Origin of the sequence: Streptomyces sp. NBC_00090 (assembly GCF_045160815.1) — a bacterium.
GTDB lineage: Bacteria > Actinomycetota > Actinomycetes > Streptomycetales > Streptomycetaceae > Streptomyces.
This window is the reverse complement of record NZ_CP108224.1, coordinates 9,060,823-9,080,042: the sequence shown is the minus strand read 5'-3', so window position 1 is coordinate 9,080,042 and position 19,220 is coordinate 9,060,823. Positions and strand designations below refer to the sequence as shown.

Here is a 19,220-nt window from a genome sequence, read left to right as displayed (position 1 = left end):
CAACAACCACGGGCCACAGGCCACGTACCGCTGAGGAGCACATCATGGACGCGCGACTGAACCTCTTCGCCAGCCCGACCACCGGCAAGGCCTTCAAGCACCTCATGTCGGCGGGCAAGGTCATCAAGGACTCGACGCTGCCGGCCGCCACGCAGGAACTGGTGTCGCTGCGCGTGAGCCAGATCAACGGCTGCGCCGTCTGCATCGACATGCACACCAAGGAAGCCACCCTCGCGGGCGAGACCCCGGTACGCCTGAACCTGGTGGCGGCATGGCGCGAAGCCACCGTCTTCACCGACGCCGAGCGCGCCGCGCTGGAACTGGCCGAACAGGGCACCCGTACCGCGGACGCCGCCGGCGGAGTGAACGACGACGTGTGGGCCCGCGCCGCCAAGCACTACGACGAGGAGCAGCTCCACGCCCTCGTTCTCCTGATCTCCTTCATGAACCTGGCGAACCGGATCAACGTCATCACCCAGCAGCCCGCCGGAGACTACGTCCCCGGCAAGTTCCACTGAACACCGAACACACAAGCGCGGGAAGCGGCACGGGCCCTGGGCATCGCCGATGGGCCCGGCCCGGCCGGCAGGGCAGGAGTCGGACCACCGGTGCCGGACCACCGGGAGCCGGGTCGGGGGGAGTTACCCTGACCTGCCGTGGGTCTTCATGATCACAGAGGGCCGCCCGAGCGCCGTCGAACACGACGGCCGGGTGGGGGGACGTCAGGGGAAGGGGAAGCCGGCGTGAGCAAGGTCGAGGAGTTCGAGGAGCTGCGGCCGCTGTTGTTCTCGATCGCCTACCGCATTCTGGGCAGCGTCAGCGAGGCCGAGGACGCCGTACAGGAGACATGGCTGCGCTACGACGGCACGGCGACCCGGCCCACATCCGCCAAAGCGTTCCTGTCGGCCACGATCACACGCATCTCGATCGACGTGCTGCGCTCCGCCCGCGTCCGCCGGGAGGAATACGTGGGCCCCTGGTTCCCCGAACCGCTGCTGAACGACCCCTACCAGGACCCGGCACGATCGGCGGAACTGGCCGACTCGGTGTCCATGGCCGCGCTGCTGCTCCTCGAACGCCTCAGCCCCGCGGAACGCGCCGTGTTCCTCCTGCGGGAGGTGTTCGCCTTCGGGTTCGACGACATAGCCACCTCGGTCGGGCGGTCACAGGACGCCTGCCGGCAGCTACTCGTCCGCGCACGGCGCCACATGCACGACGGCCGGCCCCGGTTCGCCGCGGACCGCGAGGAGCGCCAGGAACTGGCGACACGATTCTTCGGAGCGCTGCAGAGCGGCGACATCCGCGGCCTGCAACACCTCCTCGCCGCCGACGCCCAGCTCGTCGGCGACAGCGGCGGCAAGACCCCGCAGCTCGCCAACGCCGTCGCCGGAGCACAGAACATCGCCCGGCTGCTGGGCGCCGTCTTCCCCCGGCTGATGGAGATCGACATCACTGTCGAACCGCGGGACATCAACGGTCAACCCGGTGCCGTCTTCTACGACCGCGACCACAGAATCCTTCACACCATGACCCTCGACATCCTCGACGGTCACATCCACACCATTCGCTCCATCACCAACCCCGACAAACTCCACCACCTCGGTCCCACCGCCGACGCCTGGGCCGTCCACGACGAACTCAAGCAAGCCCGCCGCCTAGCCGACTGACCGCGGGACACGGGTGGGGCGAAGTAGCTGAGGGGCCCGCGCCGGGCGCGGGCCCCTCGGTGTCTTTCGTGGCTACGCGGTGGGCGCCAGGAGAGGCAACGCCAGGTGACAGTGGATCAGTGTCCTGCGCGGCGCGCTGTTCCTGGTGGACCTGCGGCGCCGACGTTGCCGCGGTTGGCCGTACGCGAGCAGGAGCGCCGCGAGTATCGGGACGCAGGTCAGGACCGTGAAGATCACGTCGCCATCACCCCGGACAGCGGGCCGAGCACGGCCGGCCCGCGCGCTGCGGCCCCGGCCGCCCTGAAGAGCCGGTCCACGGCTCGGGAGGGGTTGATGAGCCTGAGGTCGCGTCCGCCACGGGGCCACCAGCGCAGAACGGCGAGAAAGCCTGAGTCGCAGAAGGTGACACGGGCGACGTCGAGCAGGAGGCCGGTGTATCCGTCCGCGGCTGCCGACATCAGCAGGGCGCCGAGCGGGGCCGCGCTGAACCGGTCGATCTCCCCGCGGAGGTGGACGACGAGCGTCGTTCCGAGCGTGGCGCAGGCGTCGATGACTATGACGCCGGGCGCGGCGTCCGCGCCCAAGTCGTGCACAACAGGAGGAGCCAAGGGTGCGAGAGCGGTGGGCAGTATCGGGGCAGTGCTTGCGGTACTCACATCCCCAACAACACCTCACAGCCGGCCTCAGGACACGAGGCACGCGGCCCCTTCACCCCATCTGACCAGCCCCGATCACCGATAGAGGGAAAAACACCACACGGATGAAGCAGCCAGTCGATCACAGTGCGAACCATGAGCCGTCAGCTGAGTCCGTCAGCCCGACTGCATGGCAGCCCCGAACCCCTGCCCCGTCGACCCGCTGACCCGCCGACCCGCCGACCCGCCGACCAACAGCGGCCAGTGCCGGTACGGCTCGGTCGGCATCGCCCAGGCCGACGATCACCCGCCCGGCCGCCTTCCCGCGACGGCCGTTCGGCGCGGACCGGAGCCGAACGCGCACGGTGTCGCGTCAAGGCTGCGCCAGGTAGCCGGCCAGCGTGCCGTGGCTGCGCCGGAGGTCCTCGATGCGCTCCTCGGCAGCCGCCAGTTCCCGGTCCAGGATCGCCCGGACATCCACGCACCAGTCGAACTCGGGCAGCTCGCCGTACACGCACGGCAGCACCGCGCGGATCACCTCACTGGTGAGACCCGCGTCGAGGAGCGCGCGGATCTGCCGGACCGTGACCACGGAATCCTCGGCGTAGTCCCGGTAGCCGTTCGCACCGCGCCCGGCTTCGAGCAGCCCCTGTTCCTCGTAGTACCGCAGCAGCCGCGCACTGACTCCTGTACGCCGGGACAGCTCCCCGATCAGCATGTGCTCCGCCCGTTCCGAAGTTGACCTTCTCACCGATGTCAGGCCTTAACGTCCCGGCGTGTGCGGGCATTCCGCCCACGCCGACTTTTGAGGGGGACGTCTTCCATGGCTGACACATCCGTGCGCTGGCCCGCGCAGTGGTGGGCCGCGCTGTCCGTCGCCAGCGGGGTGATCCTGCTCGACGGGCTCGACATATCCATGATCGGAGTGGCTCTCCCGGAGATCCAGAGTGTGTTCGGAATGAGCGCGGCCACCGCCCAGTGGCTGGTGGGCGCCTACATCCTGGCCTTCGGCAGCTTCCTGCTCCTCGGCGGGCGGTGCGCCGACCTGTTCGGCCGGCGGCGGGTCCTCGTCGTGGCGATGGCCGTGTTCGCCGTGGTGTCACTGACCGGCGCGTTCGCACAGGACCCGGTCCTGTTGGTCGCCTCGCGCTTCGTGAAGGGCATGGCCGCGGCCTTCACCGCTCCGGCCGCCATGTCGCTGCTGACCACGACCTTCCCCGAAGGGCCGCACCGCAACAGGGCATTCGGCATCTTCAACGTCTTCGAGGCGGCGGGCTTCTCCTCCGGCCTCCTCGTCGGCGGCCTGGTCGCGGCCGCGGACTGGCGGGCCATCTTCCTGCTGCCCGTCCCGATCGCGGTGCTGATCCTCATCGGCGCCCTCCGCTACCTGCCGAAGGACCCGCCGCGCCCATCCCGCGCCGAGCGGCCTCGGACCGACATCGGCGGTGCGGTGACGCTGGTCGCCGGGATGCTGCTCCTCGTCTTCACCGTGGTCTCCGCAGAGCAGGCCGGGTGGACCTCGCTCCGTACCGCGGTGAGCGCGGCCTCGGGCGTCCTGCTGCTCGCGGGTTTCGTCCTCGTCGAGCGCACGGTACGGGAGCCCCTCGTCCGCCTCGGCATCCTCCGCGACCGGACCCTGCTCGCCGCCAACATCAGCTCCGCCCTGTTGTACGGGGCGGCCATGGGCTTCCAGTTCCTGCTCGCCCTCTACCTCCAGAACCTCAACGGCTGGCGTCCCTGGCAGATGGGCCTCGTCCTGCTCCCGGCCGGTCTGATGGTCGTCGTCCTCGGCCCCCGGCTCGGCTCGCTGATGAACCGGTTCGGCGTCCGAGCGGTCCTGCTGGCGGGAATGCTCGCCTTCCTCCCCTGCTACGGCCTGCTCTTCCTCCTCGGTCCCGACCCGGACCTGTGGGTTCTACTGCCCGTCTCCGTCCTCTGGGGCGTGGGCTTCGCGCTCGCCATCGCCCCTCTGATGGTCTCCGGCACCAGCGGCGTCCCCGACGAGGAACAGGGCCTCGCCTCCGGCCTGCTCACGAGCTCGCTCCAGGTCGGCGGCGCGATCGGGCTCGCCGTGACCACCGCGACGATCTCCCCCGGCACCGAGATCTCCCACCTCCGGTCAGGCGTGGCGGTACTCCTCCTCCTCGCGGTCCTGACACTGCTGCCGCAGCTGTCGTATCGGTCCCGCCTGTCGCGCCTGCCGTCCTGAGGTCCGCCGCGCCGGTGGAGTCCGCACCGGACCCGCCGGCCATGGGCGCAGCGATACCCGCGCCCGTACTCCCCGGGGAGTAGAGGCCGCCGTGCGCCGCCCCCGGCAGTAGCCCCCAACTCGGCCGTCAGTCCGACGAATCCGGCTCCGAGCAGCGGGAATCTGGGATCGACCGGATGAGGAACCGTTGAAGGGAGGCTCGATGAAGGGCCGTATTTCATTGAAGGGCCGTAGCTCGTTGAAGGGTCGCGGATCGGCAGAGGGTCGTGGCTCGACGAAGGGCGGTAGAAGGACCATCGGCTGGGCGGTGCTGGCCCTGTGGGTGATCGTGATCGCCCTCGCCGCACCCCTCGCCGGAAAACTCGGCGACGTACAGCGCGACCGCGCCGTCGACTACCTGCCCGCGAGTGCCGACTCGACCCAGGTCGCGAAGATCACCGAGCAGATGCCCGGCGGAGACTCCACCGACCTCGTGCTCGTCTACCACCGCGAGGGCGGGCTGACCCCCGCCGACAAGGCCACCGCCGCCCGGGAGGTGGAGCAGGTCGCCGCCGAGCACCCGCTCACCTCGCCCCCGCGGGCCGTCCCCTCCGAGGACGGCACCACTCTCCTGTACGCCGTGTCCAGTACCGAGCCCGGCTCCGACGAAACGGCCAGGGACGCCTTCGTCCACGACATCCGCGAGACCGTGAGCGGCGAGGTAGGCGGCCCCGGCGCCCTCGCCACGGACGCGAGCGAGGTCTACAACTCCCTCGACGGTCCGCTCCTCTACACGACCGTCGCCGTCGTCGCCGTCCTCCTGATCATCATCTACCGCAGCCCCTTCCTCTGGCTCGTCCCGCTGGTCGTCGCCGGTGTCGCCGACTACCTGTCGATGGCCGTCACCTACGCCCTCCACCAGGGCTTCGACATCAGCGTCTCCGGCCAGAGCACGGGCGTCATGACGATCCTCGTCTTCGGCGCCGGCACCGACTACGCGCTGCTCCTCGTCTCCCGCTACCGCGAGGAACTGCGCCGCACCCCGCGCCCGTACGACGCCATGGTCGCCGCCCTGCGCGGCTGCGGACCCGCCGTCCTCGCGTCCTCCGGGACCGTCGCCCTCGGCATGCTGTGCCTGCTCGCCGCCGACATGAACAGCAGCCGGGGCATGGGGCCCACGGCCGCCGTCGGAGTGCTGTGCGCGCTCGTCGCGATGATGACGCTGCTCCCCGCTCTGCTCGTCGTCCTCGGCCGACGGGTGTTCTGGCCCCTGATCCCGGCGTACGGAAGCGAGCCGAAGACCGCGCGCCGTTCCCTCTTCGCGGCCATGGGTTCCTCTGCCGGTCGGCGTCCCCTCGCCGTCCTCCTCGCGGGTGCCGCCGCCCTGGCCGCCCTCGCGCTCGGCGCGCTGAACCTGCCCGGAGCCGTGAAGCAGGAGGACTCCTTCAGCTCCACCCCGGAGGCCGTCAGCGCGATGAAGACGCTGGCCGCCGCCTACCCGGAGATGGGGACCCAGCCCATCACCGTCGTCGCCCCGACGGCCGCTTCCTCGGGCGCGCTGGAGACCGCGCGTGCGACCGAGGGCGTCGCGAAGGCCGAGCTCGGCCGTAGCGACAACGGCTGGACGGAGATCTCCGTCGTCGCCGCGCACTCACCGCAGTCCGCTGCGGAGACGGCGACCATCAGAGAGCTGCGCTCCGCGCTCGGCGACGGTGTGTACGTCGGCGGGCCCAGCGCCGAACAGCTCGACATGACCGATACCAGCGCCAGTGACCGGAACGTCGTCGTCCCGCTCGTCCTCGTCGTCGTGCTGATCGTCCTGGTCGTGCTGCTGCGCAGCCTCGTCGCACCGCTGATCCTGGTCGCGGCGGTCGTCGCCGTCTGGGGGGCGGCCCTCGGTATCGGTGGCCTCGCGTTCGAGTCCCTCTTCGGCTTCGAGGGCACCGATCCGGGTCTGTCCCTGCTCTCCTTCGTCTTCCTCGTCGCCCTCGGCGTCGACTACGGCATCTTCCTCATGCACCGGATGCGCGAGGAGTGCCTCAACGGCGTGGAACCGGGCGCCGCGGCCCTGACCGCGCTGCGCACGACCGGCGGGGTGATCGCCTCGGCGGGGCTCGTCCTCGCCGCCACCTTCGCGGTCCTCATCAACATGCCCATGGTGCAACTGGCGGAGCTGGGCTTCGTGATCGCGGTCGGTGTCCTGCTCGACACCTTCCTGGTCCGCACGTACCTCGTCACCAGCGCGAGCGTGCTGCTCGGCCGGAAGGTGTGGTGGCCGGGCCCGTTGGCCAAGAAGGGCGGGGTGCCCGCCGATTCGCGGTCCGGGGCGGGGGCCGGGGCCGGGGCTGCGTCCGGGTCTGGGGCTGGGGCCGTCTCCGGGTCCGACTCCGGGGCTGGGGCCGGGTCCGGGGCTGGGGCTGGGGCCGGGTCCGAGTCGGCGCCCGTACGGGTCTGATCAGGGACGGGTGGGGGCTCCCCCGGACTGTCAGGAGCCCCCGCCCGCAGGGAGGATGGACACCATGGACTTCGCAGCGGCTTTGACACGTGACCCGCAGGCAGCGCCGTACCCGGTACGGTGCGACGCGACGGCCGCCGCGGCCTTCGCGTTGGTCGCGGTCGCCCTCGCGCTGACCGTCGACGACGGCCGGCGCCCGGACCTTCTCGGCTGGGTGCTGCTGCTCGCCGCGCATGTCCCGCTGGCGTGGCGGCGCAAGGCGCCCATGCCGGTGCTGCTCGCCGTGGTGGCCTGCGTCGCCCCGTACCACGCTCTCGACTACATGCATCTGGCGCCGATACCGGCCTCGATGACCGCGCTGTACACGGTCGCGTCCACCGGCCGGCCGCAGCGCACGGTGATCGTGGGGCTCTCGGTCACCTCCATCACGCTCACCATGCAGCTCTTCGTCAACCCGCACGAGTTGGTGGAGCTGCTGAGAGTGTCCGGCTGGGTGATCGCGATGCTGGTGTTCGGCGCGAGCATCCGCCTCTACCGGCAGCTGGTGGCGAGTGTGGTGGAGCGGGCGGAGCGCGAGGCGGAGCGGAAGGTCACCGAGGAGCGGCTGCGTATAGCCAGGGACCTGCACGACCTCCTCGCACACTCGATCACCCTCATAGGCGTGCAGACGTCGGTCGCCGCGCATGTCCTCGTGGCCGACCCCGACCGGCTCGACCGGGAGGCGCTCGTCCGGGCCCTCGATCAGATATCCGAGACCTGCCGGGAGGCCCGTGCCGAGGTTCGTACGACCCTGGACGTGTTGAGGGCCGCTCCTGAGGGCCCTCTGCCGGACCTCGCGTCGCTGCCCGATCTCGTACGTTCCTCGGGCGCGGACCTGACGATCCGGACGGGGGAGGCGAAGGTCCCGGCGGCGGTGGGCGCGGCGGCGTACCGGATCGTTCAGGAGTCCCTGACCAACGCCGTACGGCACGGGGGTCCGGACGGAGGCATGCGGGTCGATGTCGGTCTGATGGAGGAGGTGTTGACGGTTCGGGTGACCAACGACGGCGCCGCTTCTGAGGGAACGAGCGGTTCCGGGTACGGGATCCTCGGAATGCGGGAGCGGGCCCGGAGCGTGGGCGGCACACTGAGCGCGGGCCCGCGCGACGGCGGGGGCTTCGAGGTCACGGCGGCGTTGCCGCTCGCGGTGAGGGAGGTGGTGGTGTGATCCGGGTTCTGCTCGCGGACGATCAGGCCCTCGTCCGGGCGTCGTTCGCGATGCTGGTCGAGTCGGCGCCGGACATGGACGTCGTGGGCCAGGCGGCCAACGGCAAGGAGGCTGTGGAGCTGGCCCGTTCGGAGCGTGCGGACGTGGTGGTCATGGACCTCCGGATGCCCGAGCTCGACGGGATCGGCGCGACCCGGCTGATCGCCGCCGAGGAGGACCTCGCCGGGGTGAAGGTGCTGGTGCTCACGACGTACGACACGGACGAGGACGTCGTGGAAGCGCTGCGGGCGGGCGCGTCGGGCTTTGTGGTCAAGGACATCCGCCCGGCCGAACTCCTGACCGCGATCCGTACGGTGGCGGCCGGCGAGGCCCTGCTGTCACCGGGCCCGACGTCCCGGCTGATCGCCCGCGCGCTGGCGCTCCCGCAGACCCCGGTGGCGGGCGGTCCGGACAGGCTTTCGGACCGCGAGCGCCAGGTACTGGCGCTCGTGGCCCGGGGGCTCAACAACACGGAGATCGCGGAGGCACTGGGCCTCTCGCCCCTCACGGCGAAGACCCATGTCAGCCGGATCATGGGGAAACTGTCAGCACGGGACCGGGCCCAACTGGTCATCATCGCGTACGAGTCGGGCCTCGTGATACCTGGGCTCTGATGACGGTCAGGCGTCGCCCGGCTGCTCCACCCCGTCAGCCCGCCCGTTGCACACCACAGGTGCTTCGCCGGATCCCCCGGCCGGCAGGCATCGCTCCAGCCGATCCACCACGTCCGTCAGCAGGGCACCGAGCGAGTCGACACGGCCGAAGCCGGTCCCGGTCTCGTCGAAGAACGCCCGATCGCCCCGTACGCCTCGCCGGGGCGGCATGGGCCCGACCCTATGCACCGCCACTGACAGACCCCTTCACGGGCGGGCCGCATAGACTTCGTCGGCGAGTACGCCGAGGTCGCCGCATCCGCGTGCTCCGCTTCCGTGTGCTTTGCAGTCGTACCGCGCGCAGGTCAGGAGTCCCGCCCATGCACCACTTCGATGTCGAGACACTGCCTGCCGGCCGGTGGCGCAACGGCGGCGGCGCGACCAGGGAGATCACCTCGCAACCTGCGGGTACCGACGGGTTCGGGTGGCGCGCGAGCGTCGCCGACATCGACCGGGGCGGGCCGTTCTCGGCGTTCCCGGACGTCGACCGGACGCTCACCCTGCTGGCGGGCGACGGTGTGCGGCTGTCCTGCGCCGGGGTGTTCGACCAGCTGCTGACGCGCGCGGGCGAGCCGTTCGCGTTCTCCGGCGACCTCGCGCTCACCGCCGAACTGCCGGGTGGCGCCTGCCGGGTGCTGAACATCATGGTGCGGCGTGGCCACCGAACGGCCCGGGTGGACCAGGTCGTCGGCACGGTCGTGCCGCCCGCCGGTCACGCCGGGGTGGTGTACGTGCTGCGCGGCCGCTGGCAGGCGGGTGCCGACGGGCGTGTCCTGGCGTCCGGCCAGGGTGTGTGGTGGGACGGGGCCGACCACGCCCCGGGCGGACCGGTCGTAGCGCTCACGCCCGACGCAGCCGCCCTGTGGGCGGATATCGCACCGGCGGTCTGACACCTGGGCAGTCGTTCGGCGCCGCGGTCCGGTCGCCGTCCTCGGCTGCGACCTAGGAAATAGTAGCCATGTACATAGTAGCCATGTACTGTATTCATCATGAGCAAGGGTTCACCGGGCCACACGCCCGGCTTCCTGGTATGGCGACTCGCCAACAAGTGGCGCGTCGCTGTCGACCGCGCAGTGGCTCCACTGGGTCTCACCCACGCGCAGTACTCCGTGGTCGCGTCTTTGTACGGCATGCAACGCACCGGGGAGCGGCCCAGTCAGCGTCAACTCGCCGACCACACCGGCCTGGAGGCGCTTTACGTCTCGAAGCTGGCGCGCGCCCTGGAGTCGGCCGGCCTGGTCGAACGCGCCCGCGATCCCCGCGACCCGCGCGCCGTGCAGCTCGCCCTCACCGAGCAGGGCCGGGCCGTCACGCGACAGGCCGTCACCGTGGTCCAGGAACTGCTCCAGCAGTTGCTGGAGCCGCTCGGCGGCCTCGACGCCCAGCGGACGCGAGCGTTCACCGACGAGCTGACGACCCTGCTCAACGCACCTCTCGCTCCATCCGTAGCGACCGACGAGAGCACTCAGGGGACAACACCATGACCACTGCCGCTTCCACCACCACCGCGCCGGCCGCCAACGCCCGCGCCCTCGGCCTGGCCCACTACGCCGCCCGCGGCGTCCTGGAGCACGTACTGGCCCAACACGGCACCACGTTCCAGCAGCAGATCGCCCTGCGCGCCGCCACCACCGCCGACGCCCCGCAGACGTCGGACGATCTCGTCAACCAGGTCCGGGGCTCCCTCAAGGCCGACCCGGCCGACATCCGCGCCACTCTCGACGAGCTGCTGGCCAAGGAGCTGCTCGTCGAGGACGGCGCGCACCTTCGTCCCACGGACGCGGCCCACGAGCTGCTCGCCGCCATCGGCGCGGACTCCGGCCCCATCTCCGCCCGCATCTGGGGCGGGATCCCCGAAGAGGACCTGATCGCCGCCGGCCGCGTCCTCACGCTCATCACCGAGCGCGCCGACGCGGAGCTCGCGGCCCTGACCGCCTGACCGACCCGCGCCGAGGAGCGGCGCTTGCCGAGCCTGCGCTGGTCAGCCGGCCCATTCCTTGAGGACCGCGGCGACCGCACGGACGTCGATACGGCCTTCGGCCACCCGCTCGACGAGGTCGATGGCCTCGTCCGCCGTCACGCTGACCGGGTACCCGCAGGCGTGGAGGTAGGCCGCGGCCACGACCACGCCGTACAGCTCGTTGGAATGCTCCAGGGACGGTACGCGGACGAGCTGCTCCAGGAGGGCGGCCGCGCGGTGGTGCGGCTGCTCGTACACGGGGATGTCCATCACCCGGAAGGCATGACGGGCGCGGGCCGCTTCGAGCGCTCCCCAGTCGGAGATCTCCGGGTCGCCGGGTATCTCCTGCTGGGCGATGTCGAGCAGCCAGGAAAGATCGATCTGGAGGATCACGTCGTGCCCGGACTCAGGCCGCGTCGGCGCTGGGGCTCGTGGGGCGGCCGAAGTGCTCTCCGAAGGCCTTGCCGTGCTGGGCCACGAAGGAGCGCGCGCCTTCGAGGAACCGTGTGCGGGTGAGGTCGGCGTCCAGCACCCGGCCCGCGTAGTCCTCCGCGGGCACGTGCTTCTCCGCCGCGGCGCGCTCCAGCGCCTCGTACGCCTCGTCGCTCATCTCGATCCGGATCTCCCGTGCCATGCCACCACGGTAGCGGCCCGTCGCCGCCGGCGGCAGGGGCCGCCGAGGTCGAAACCCGCCGGTTTCTTCGCCTCCGTACGGGTAGGACGCCGCCGACCCGTCGCCGCCGTCGGCGTGATGGCCGAGCTGGTGTCCGAACAGCGCGGGGCGCGGGGCGTACGGCGCTCAGGCGGCGAGTTGCCTCAGCCGCCAGGCGTACCAGGCGAACGCGGCGCAGATGGAGGTGTAGAGGGTCGCCGCGTGGAGGGCGAAGGGCCAGTAGCGGAAGACCCAGCGCTCAGCCGCGGGGTCGGTTCCGTGCAGTGGGTTCTCCCCGATGTACGGCACGAGCCAGGCCATCAGCCCGCCCAGGCACTGGGCGAGGACGTAGAGGGCCGCGAACTCGCCCAGCCTTCGGAGATAGTCGCGCCGGTCGGTGCGGATCAGCGCCTTCACCCGCGAGAGGGCGTTTCCCGCGCGCCAGCGGGCGCCGTCCGGAGCGACCCAGGCGCAAACCACCGGGGAGAGCACGAGCGCCGCGACGACAAGGGAGACCAGCAGGATCGTCACGACCCCGGCGACGGCTTCGGAGCTGACCCGGCTTCGCCCCTGGGGAAGCAGGAGCACGGCCAGGATGGGCAGATGGGTGAGCAGGACGGTCAGGTACACACGCCGCAGGAGGGCCAAGGGGGAAGAACGGGAGCGGAGTTGGGTCTGCGCGGTTCTCATGGGTCCCAGCCAAGCATGTTCCTTCACTCCAGTGAAGTACTTTTCTTCACCGAAGTGAAACACCCGTAGGCTTCGCCCCATGAGTACGGACCGGGACGGAGCCTCGCTGGGGCACGAGCTGAGCTTGTGGATCGTGCTCTTCCATGAAGCCCTCGCCGCGCGACTGCACGTCAACGCGACGGAACACAAGGTGCTCGGCATCATCGGCCGCACCCCGGGAACCCACCCGGCCGACCTGGCGGCCTCGACGGGGCTCAGCAACGCCGCCATCACCAAGATCGTCGACCGGCTGGTCACTCTCGGCTACGTCGACCGCACCCGGGACCCGTCGGACGGACGCCGCTTCACCTTGACCGCCACGGTCACGCATCAGCGGACCGTCGCCGAAGCCATGGCACCGATGCTGGCCGGCATGGAACGGGTCGTGTCGGGCTTCGACCAGGCCCAGCTGGAGACCGTGGGCCGCTGGCTCATGGGAACCGTCGCCGTGATGCGCGAGTCCACGCTCGCCCTGAGAGCGGACGAACGCGAGCCCGGCAGCTGAGAGACCGACTGCGACGCTCCCGCGCCTCCCGCGGCCGCAGACGGCGGGCGGCGGCGGTTCGACCGCCTCGACGCCGCTCGCCGGTCCTGGCCGCACCCGTACTTGCACATCCGTATTCCGCATGCCTGGTGCACAGCGACCACTTCCGGTGCATGCTGTGCACCAGGAGGCGTCGAGTTTCTGTCTGGAGGCCGAAAGAGTGAACGACGGCAGCCGGCGACGGCGCCTGACCAGCCGGGCTTCGGCCGGAAGGCACGCGACGGGGCACCGCTCGGCCGCCGCCCGCGGGCGGATCGGCCGGAGCGACGGCGGTGTGTCCCTCGACCGGCTGTCCACGCGCGGGCGGCTCGCCTGGCTGAATTCCGCCAGCTCCAGGATCGGCACGACCCTGGACCTGGAACGCACCGCGCAGGAGCTGGCCGAGTTCACCGTGCCCGGATTCTCCGACGGGGCCGCCGTCGACATCCTGGAAAGTGTCCTGAGGGGCGACGAGGGCTCTCGGTGGACGGGAACCGGTGTCCCCTCGATGCGGGCCATCGCGGTGTGCGCCGTCGAGGAGCTGTCCAGCCTGGAGCCCACACCGGTGGGTGAGACGTTCGTCCGCGCCGAGGAGCAGCACGAGACGCTGCTCCATGAGTACTGCCTGCGACAGGGCAGGCCGGTTCTGGTGAGCCGCATGCGGAACGACGACTTCATCCGGGTCGCGCCGACGAAGAGCGCCGCGGCGAAGATGCGCGCCGCCGGCGTGCACAGCTACCTGGCGGTACCGCTCATCGCCCGCGGGCTCCTGCTCGGCAGCGCCGACTTCGTGCGCGGCCCCGGAACGCCCCCGTTCTCCTCCACGGACGTCGCCCTCGCGGAGCAGCTGGCCTCACAGGCGGCCGTCTTCATCGACAACGCCAGGCTGTACGGGCGCGAGCACGAGCACGTCGTGTCGCTGCAGCGCAGTCTGTTGCCGCGCGCGACCCCGGTGACCCCCGGTCTACGGGTGCACGCCGAGTACGCGCCCTCCACGGCCCACCACGGGGTGGGCGGGGACTGGTACGACGTCATGGCCCTGCCCAGTGGCCGTACGGCCCTCATGGTGGGCGACGTGATGGGGCACGGGCTGCCCGCCGCGGCGACGATGGGGCGCCTGCGGGCGGTGGCCCGCACCCTCATGACCCTCGACATGGCTCCGGAGCGCGTGCTGGCCCGGCTGGACCTCGCCACGCGCGACCTGGAGGACGAACAGGTCGCCACCTGTCTCTACGCGGTCTACGATCCCGTCGACGCCACCTACACCCTGGCCAGCGCCGGGCACCTGCCCCCGCTCCTCATCGACGGAGAGGGCGCCGCCGACTTCGTGGACGTACCGACGGGCGCCCCGCTCGGCGCCGGCGTCATTCCGTACGACCCCGTCCGTCTGAAAGTCCCGGAGCGCGGCAGCCTGGTCATGTACACGGACGGTCTCGTGAAGTCCCGCCACGCCGACCTCGACCTCCAGCTGGACCTCCTGCGCGCGGCGGCGCGCGGACTGGGACCCGAGGCGCTCGAAGGGGGTGTCCTCGTGGAGCGCGCCCCGGCCGGGACCGCCCGTTTCGACGAGGCGGTGCTGCTCTCCGCGACGACCGCCCCCAGTACGCCGGCCGACCTGCGCGTGTGGCAGCTGCCGCGGGAAGGCCGCGCCGCCTCCGTGGCCCGGGGCCTCGTCACGGACCAGTTGGCCGCGTGGGATCTGGCCGAGCTCGCCGATGTGTGCGAACTCGTCGTCTCCGAGCTCGTGGGCAACGCCCTGCGCTACGGCAACGGGCCCGGCGAGCTCCGGATCCTGCGCGGTGAACGCCTCGTCGTGGAGGTCTCGGACACGGGTCCCGACCTGCCCCAGATCCAGCACGCGGACCTCAGTGACGAGGGCGGGCGGGGCCTGCAGCTCATCAACATGCTCTGCCGCAGATGGGGCTCCTGCCGCACCGTGGCCGGCAAGGTCGTCTGGGCGGAGCAGAACCTGCCGTCCTGAGGACCACGACGTCCTCGCCGGCGGATGCCGCACGAGCGCGTACCCGAGGATCTCGTGGACGGTACCGGCGGCTCCCGCCACCACCGGCGCGGCGCAGACGAGGACGGCGTGACCACTCAGACGGGTTCCCGCGAGGGGTCGCGCCCCGGTGCCCCCCTCCCCCACAGGGAGGGGACGGGGGCACCGGGGCGCGGGAAACACCTCAGGCGAGGCCGGCCAACAGGTCGGCGAAGACCCGCGGCCGGCTGAAGTAGCCGACGTGCGAGGAGGCCAGCGTGTGCACCTCGAAGGGGTTGTGCGGGGTCAGCTCGTCCGCTTTGCGGATCATGTGGTCCTGGACGGCCGGGGTGATGCCGCGGTCCTCGGAGAACCGGACGTAGGTGTGCGGGACCCGTCCCCATCCGTCGGCCCGGACCAACGCCCCCGGTTCCATCACCGAGTAGTTCTCGTCCGGGTCCAAAGAGTCCAGCAGCATGCGGAACCCGTGGTCGGTGGCGTCGGCCATGACGGCGGCCTTCAGCTCCGCGAACAGGGCCGGGTCGGCGTGGGCGCTGCGCCAGTTGAGCCGTACCACGCCGGGATCGCGTACGCCGGGCACGGCGATCCGCGCCGCCGCGGCGTCCAGCAGGTTGTCGTCGACGACTTCCCACGGTTCGGTGAGCATGGCCGGGTCGCTCAGGCACAGCGCGGAGAGGTAGACCACGCGGTCGAGCAGTTCCGGTACGGCGTTGGCGACGGCGCTGATCGTCAGACCGCCGAGGCTGTTGCCGACCAGGACGACCGGCCCCCGTTCGGCGAGCCGGCGCAGGGTGTCGACCACATGGAGCACGTTGTCCCGCAGCGTGATTCCGCGCATCGGGGAGGGGGCGGCGGCCAGTGCCGTGGCGTCCTGGGGTTGCCGGTAGTAGGCGGCGGGGCTGTCGGCCCGGTCGCCGTGGCCGGGCAGGTCCACGGCGTGCGAACGGTGCCCGAGCAGGGCCAGTTCGTTCTGCAACGGGCTCCAGGCCCGGGCGTTGCTGGAGCCGCCGTGAACGAATACGAAAGTGGGGCGCGAGTCTGCGCGCATGGTGAGGTTCCTCGTCATCCTGAGGCGAACGGTGGACGCGGGACCGGGCGCCGGCGACTGCCGACACCACGGTCAGTACGTCGAACGGATGCGGAAGGACTGCCAGTTGTGGATGACGGAACTCATGATGACGACCGTAACATTCGTCCGGAAAACCGAAAAGGTTCCAGGGGCGCGCCACCGGCGGCGCCCGGGGCCGGCGACAGGATCAGGACGGCGTCTCGCACAGCGCGCTGGTCAGGGTCTTGTGCATCTGCGCGGCCGGGATGTTGGTGACGAGATGGGCGTTGGTCACGACGGAGGCGTGACGGCCGTCCTCGGTGACGAGCGTCTGCGAGTAGTAGCCGGGCACGGCTCCGTCGTGTCCCCAGGCCGATCCCCCGCAGGGCAGCGGGATCCTCGCCAGACCGAGGCCGTAGCCGGCTCCCGAGCCGGGCTGCCCGAGCTCGACGGTCTTCTCCATCTCGGCGAGGCTCTCGGGCGAGAGCGCCGTGCCGTCGACGAGCGCCCGGTAGAAGGCGGTCATGTCGCGGAGCGTGGAGATGACGGCGCCGGAGGCGTAGAAGGTGGACGGTTCGAACGCGGTCCCGTCCGTCCAGAAGAAGAACGACCCGATACGGGTGCCCCGGTAGCCGTGGATCAGGGGGCTGGGCACGGCGCGGTCCCCGGGAGCGGGAAAGCGGGTCTCCGTCAGGCCGAGCGGCTGGATGACCTGTTGGGTGACGGCCTCGTGCACCGGCAGGCCGGTGATCTTCTCGATGAGCATGCCGAGGATCTCGTAGTTGGTGTTCGAGTAGTGGAAGGCGGCGCCGGGCTCGCCGGCGGGTGCGAAGCGCAGTCCGTCCTTCACGAGCGCCGCGAGCGTGTACGTGCCGTCCGGGCGCGCCTGGGCGAGCGGGAGGCCGTTCGTGGGGATGCCGCTGGTGTGCTGGAGGAGGTGTCGGACGGTGATCCTGTTTCCGTCGTAGCCGTTGACGGAGACCACGCCCGGCAGGTGCCGCTCGACGGGGTCGTCGAGGCCGATCCGGTTCGCCTCCGCGAGTTTCAGTACGGCGACGGCGGTGAAGGTCTTCGACTGGCTCCCGACGCGGTAGTGCTCGTCGATGCCGATCGGATCGTCGACGTTGACGGTGGCCGTGCCGGTGGAGAGGTTCCACGAGGCGTCGCGGGTCCCCGCGTACACGCCCGCTCCGGGGCCGCCGTTGGCCCGGAGCTCCTTGAGGGCGGCCAGCGTGGTGGCGTGTTCGGCGGTCTCCAGCGGTGCCGTCCGCGCCTGAGCGGCCGTGGGTATCGCCAGGAGTACACCGGCCACCCCGAGGGCGACCGTGAACCGTAACGTGCTCAGCTTCATGGAACCTGCTCCTTGTGGACGGGATCGTCTGTCGAAGGGGGAAGGGGCTTCGCCGTGCGTCGTCCGGCCCCGGCCGGGACGCGGGCGCTCAGAACCAGCTCTGGTAGGGAGTGCTGTTGCACGGCCAGGTGCGGAAGCCGTTGCTGGTGTCGTCCATGCACCGGTCCGTGGCCTGGTTCCGGAAGGACTGGACGACGTCCTGGGTTCGCGCCGGGGCGTGGGTGCCGGAGGCGGCTGCCACGGCTCCGCTCGCCGGGACGAGGGAGGCGAAGGCCAGGGCTCCGCCGAGCAGAAGCGTTCTCGTGCCGGACATGTGTTCCGTCGTCTCCTTCGTGCTCTGTGGGAAGGACGGGCCACAAGCTAGGCGCGGACACCCGGGGAGGGGCACCCGGAACCTTCCGGAGTGACAGTGGCGCTCAGCTGTCGCCGCGGACGCCCTACGAGGTGCGCTCCGGGAGCGGGGTCATGCCCTGGCCACCGGCGGCGACGACGCTGACCAGGGCGTTGCCGAGGTCGCCGGCGCGGAGGTCGCTCCGCGTACGGTGGCTCCCGGCCGAGGGCCGACTCCGCGAAGCGATCAGCTTTCTTCGCGCGGCGTCAGAGGTACGTGGTGGCGCCTGGCACGGGCGCGGATCGCGTCCGTGAGCGGGGGCGAGTCGCCGACGGGTACGAGGCCCTTCGTACGGATCCGGATCACGCCGTCCCGGCCACTGCGGACCCACGCCGGATGCTGGAAGCCGTTGGGCAGGCGCTGTTCCGCGTCCAGTCGCACGGCCACCGTGGTCTCCTTCGCGGTGGTCACCAGGTCCACGGACCTGACCTTGTCCCAGCGGAGGACCACCAGGTCGTTCCCCGGACCGACCCCAATGCCCAGGTCTGCGAGGACGAGGCCGTCCTTGGCACTTGTCAGGAGGCCGACGAGTCGTACGGCCAGGAAGAACGCGGCGACCCCGGCGCCCGCCGCCACGGAGTCGCCGAAGCCGAAGGCCGTGCCCTTGACGCCCACCGTGGCGAGGCCGAGTGTCACGAACGCGTTGCGCCCGACCTGCGCGAGCCAGCTCGCTCGTCGGCGCCGGTAGGCGGCCACGCGCATCGGTGGTGCTGGGGGTGGGGCGGGCTTCGTGCGGTCGTCGGGGACGGTCGGGGAGTAGGTCGCGTACGCCGCTGTGGGCTCGGCCTCCTCCGCTGCCTCGGAGGCTTCGGCCGCCTCGGCCGACGGGCCGACCGAATCCCCCTCTTCCGCCACTTCCGACGCGCGGTCGTGTACGTGCCCGATCCGGTCCGCGCACAGGTCCAGCAGCCGGCGTGGCGTGGGTCTCCGTGCGGGTTCCTTCTCCAGGCAGGCGAGGACGACGGGCCGCAGGGGCTCGGGGACGGCGGAGACGTCCGCGTCCTCGTGCACGGCCCGGTACATCAGCCCGTGCGCCCCTCCCCCGCCGAACGCGCTGCCGCCCGCCGCCGCGACCAGCACGGCACCGAGCGCGAAGACGTCGCAGGCCCCTGTGAGGGGTCGCCCGAGCGCCTGCTCCGGCGCGAGGTAGCCCGGGGTCCCGATCACCCCGCCCTCACCGGTCAGCTGGGTTCCCTCGAAGGCCCGGGCGATGCCGAAGTCCAGGACGCGTACACCGTCCGCCGCGAGGACGATGTTGGCCGGCTTGAGATCCCGGTGGACCAGGCCACAGGAGTGGATCGCGCCCAGGGCCTCGGCCAGCTCGGCGGCGAGGGTCCAGAGCCTGCGCTCCGAGAGGGGGCCGCGACTGCCGAGCTCGTCGGCGAGGGTGGGCCCTTCGATGTACGCGCTGGCCATCCACGGCCGCGTCGCCTCGGGATCGGCGTCCACGACCGCCGCGGCGTGAAAGCCGCCCACCTTCTTGGCGGCTTCGACCTCTCTGCGGAAGCGCTCCCTGAAGCCTTGGTCCGCCGCGAACTCGGGCTTGATCACCTTGACGGCGACGGGCCGCCCGGAACGCGACCGTCCCAGGTAGACGGCTCCCATTCCGCCACTGCCCAGTTCACGCTCGATCACGTAGTCCCCGATACGTTCCCCCGCCACTCCAACCCCTCATGCCTTCGGCGATACACCGGTCGTGCGTCGTCACACGGCGTGGTGCGGA

Annotated in this window: 21 protein-coding genes; 11 read left to right on the top strand and 10 right to left on the bottom strand. The window is 71.2% G+C overall.

Annotation, left to right across the window (positions count from 1 at the left end):
* The first annotated feature begins 44 nt into the window (after positions 1-44).
* Entirely contained in the window at positions 45-518 is a 474-nt protein-coding gene (locus OG361_RS40255; RefSeq protein WP_384567576.1) for a carboxymuconolactone decarboxylase family protein, read from the top strand.
* Between the two features lie 225 nt (positions 519-743).
* The gene (locus tag OG361_RS40250; protein WP_405861745.1) at positions 744-1,667 is read left to right on the top strand and encodes an RNA polymerase sigma-70 factor; all 924 of its coding nucleotides are present in this window, start codon (positions 744-746) and stop codon (positions 1,665-1,667) included.
* A gap of 233 nt (positions 1,668-1,900) precedes the next feature.
* Here OG361_RS40250 and OG361_RS40245 read toward each other — a convergent pair whose 3' ends face one another.
* Positions 1,901-2,260, bottom strand: a complete 360-nt coding sequence (locus tag OG361_RS40245; RefSeq protein WP_405861743.1) for an STAS domain-containing protein — start codon at positions 2,258-2,260, stop codon at positions 1,901-1,903.
* Positions 2,261-2,675: 415 nt separating this feature from the next.
* Positions 2,676-3,020, bottom strand: coding sequence for a MerR family transcriptional regulator (locus OG361_RS40240; RefSeq protein ID WP_405861741.1), 345 nt, complete (start codon positions 3,018-3,020; stop codon positions 2,676-2,678).
* 105 nt (positions 3,021-3,125) lie between these two features.
* On the opposite strand from OG361_RS40240, the gene OG361_RS40235 reads away from it, so the two are divergent.
* From OG361_RS40235 to OG361_RS40220, 4 genes are all read left to right on the top strand, one after another.
* Positions 3,126-4,511, top strand: a complete 1,386-nt coding sequence (locus OG361_RS40235) for an MFS transporter (protein ID WP_405861739.1) — start codon at positions 3,126-3,128, stop codon at positions 4,509-4,511.
* Positions 4,512-4,713: 202 nt separating this feature from the next.
* Positions 4,714-6,945, top strand: coding sequence for an MMPL family transporter (locus OG361_RS40230; protein ID WP_405861738.1), 2,232 nt, complete (start codon positions 4,714-4,716; stop codon positions 6,943-6,945).
* Between the two features lie 64 nt (positions 6,946-7,009).
* Complete coding sequence (locus tag OG361_RS40225; RefSeq protein ID WP_405861736.1) at positions 7,010-8,152, top strand: sensor histidine kinase; 1,143 nt, start codon at positions 7,010-7,012, stop codon at positions 8,150-8,152.
* A complete protein-coding gene (locus OG361_RS40220) occupies positions 8,149-8,805 on the top strand; it encodes a response regulator (RefSeq protein ID WP_405861734.1) in 657 nt (218 codons plus the stop codon). Before OG361_RS40225 ends, OG361_RS40220 begins: the two co-directional genes overlap by 4 nt.
* A 6-nt stretch (positions 8,806-8,811) precedes the next feature.
* Here OG361_RS40220 and OG361_RS40215 read toward each other — a convergent pair whose 3' ends face one another.
* Positions 8,812-9,015, bottom strand: a complete 204-nt coding sequence (locus OG361_RS40215) for a hypothetical protein (RefSeq protein ID WP_405861732.1) — start codon at positions 9,013-9,015, stop codon at positions 8,812-8,814.
* A 149-nt stretch (positions 9,016-9,164) separates the two neighbouring features.
* Between OG361_RS40215 and OG361_RS40210 the strand changes: the two genes are divergently transcribed.
* The 3 genes from OG361_RS40210 to OG361_RS40200 all read left to right on the top strand — a co-directional run bounded on the left by OG361_RS40210 (position 9,165) and on the right by OG361_RS40200 (position 10,783).
* Positions 9,165-9,734 (top strand): HutD family protein, encoded by a 570-nt coding sequence (locus OG361_RS40210; RefSeq protein WP_405861730.1) that lies wholly within the window; start codon positions 9,165-9,167, stop codon positions 9,732-9,734.
* 99 nt (positions 9,735-9,833) lie between these two features.
* Complete coding sequence (locus OG361_RS40205) at positions 9,834-10,328, top strand: MarR family winged helix-turn-helix transcriptional regulator (protein WP_405861728.1); 495 nt, start codon at positions 9,834-9,836, stop codon at positions 10,326-10,328.
* Complete coding sequence (locus tag OG361_RS40200) at positions 10,325-10,783, top strand: MarR family transcriptional regulator (RefSeq protein WP_405861726.1); 459 nt, start codon at positions 10,325-10,327, stop codon at positions 10,781-10,783. The genes OG361_RS40205 and OG361_RS40200 overlap by 4 nt, the downstream gene beginning before the upstream one ends.
* A 42-nt stretch (positions 10,784-10,825) precedes the next feature.
* Here OG361_RS40200 and OG361_RS40195 read toward each other — a convergent pair whose 3' ends face one another.
* The 3 genes from OG361_RS40195 to OG361_RS40185 all read right to left on the bottom strand — a co-directional run bounded on the left by OG361_RS40195 (position 10,826) and on the right by OG361_RS40185 (position 12,146).
* Positions 10,826-11,197 (bottom strand): fic family toxin-antitoxin system, toxin component, encoded by a 372-nt coding sequence (locus tag OG361_RS40195; protein WP_405861724.1) that lies wholly within the window; start codon positions 11,195-11,197, stop codon positions 10,826-10,828.
* 13 nt (positions 11,198-11,210) lie between these two features.
* Positions 11,211-11,438, bottom strand: a complete 228-nt coding sequence (locus OG361_RS40190) for a hypothetical protein (RefSeq protein WP_405861722.1) — start codon at positions 11,436-11,438, stop codon at positions 11,211-11,213.
* A 165-nt stretch (positions 11,439-11,603) separates the two neighbouring features.
* Positions 11,604-12,146: a hypothetical protein gene (locus OG361_RS40185; RefSeq protein WP_405861720.1), complete on the bottom strand. Its 543-nt coding sequence runs from the start codon at positions 12,144-12,146 to the stop codon at positions 11,604-11,606.
* Between the two features lie 79 nt (positions 12,147-12,225).
* Between OG361_RS40185 and OG361_RS40180 the strand changes: the two genes are divergently transcribed.
* Positions 12,226-12,690, top strand: coding sequence for a MarR family winged helix-turn-helix transcriptional regulator (locus tag OG361_RS40180; protein ID WP_405861718.1), 465 nt, complete (start codon positions 12,226-12,228; stop codon positions 12,688-12,690).
* A 199-nt stretch (positions 12,691-12,889) separates the two neighbouring features.
* Complete coding sequence (locus OG361_RS40175) at positions 12,890-14,689, top strand: SpoIIE family protein phosphatase (RefSeq protein WP_405861716.1); 1,800 nt, start codon at positions 12,890-12,892, stop codon at positions 14,687-14,689.
* Between the two features lie 202 nt (positions 14,690-14,891).
* Here OG361_RS40175 and OG361_RS40170 read toward each other — a convergent pair whose 3' ends face one another.
* The 4 genes from OG361_RS40170 to OG361_RS40155 form a co-directional block, all read right to left on the bottom strand.
* Entirely contained in the window at positions 14,892-15,755 is an 864-nt protein-coding gene (locus OG361_RS40170; RefSeq protein ID WP_405861714.1) for an alpha/beta hydrolase, read from the bottom strand.
* A 208-nt stretch (positions 15,756-15,963) separates the two neighbouring features.
* The gene (locus tag OG361_RS40165; protein ID WP_405861712.1) at positions 15,964-17,106 is read right to left on the bottom strand and encodes a serine hydrolase domain-containing protein; all 1,143 of its coding nucleotides are present in this window, start codon (positions 17,104-17,106) and stop codon (positions 15,964-15,966) included.
* Between the two features lie 88 nt (positions 17,107-17,194).
* Positions 17,195-17,419 (bottom strand): hypothetical protein, encoded by a 225-nt coding sequence (locus OG361_RS40160; RefSeq protein ID WP_405861710.1) that lies wholly within the window; start codon positions 17,417-17,419, stop codon positions 17,195-17,197.
* A gap of 264 nt (positions 17,420-17,683) precedes the next feature.
* Positions 17,684-19,159, bottom strand: a complete 1,476-nt coding sequence (locus OG361_RS40155; RefSeq protein WP_405861708.1) for a protein kinase domain-containing protein — start codon at positions 19,157-19,159, stop codon at positions 17,684-17,686.
* Positions 19,160-19,220: the final 61 nt, after the last annotated feature.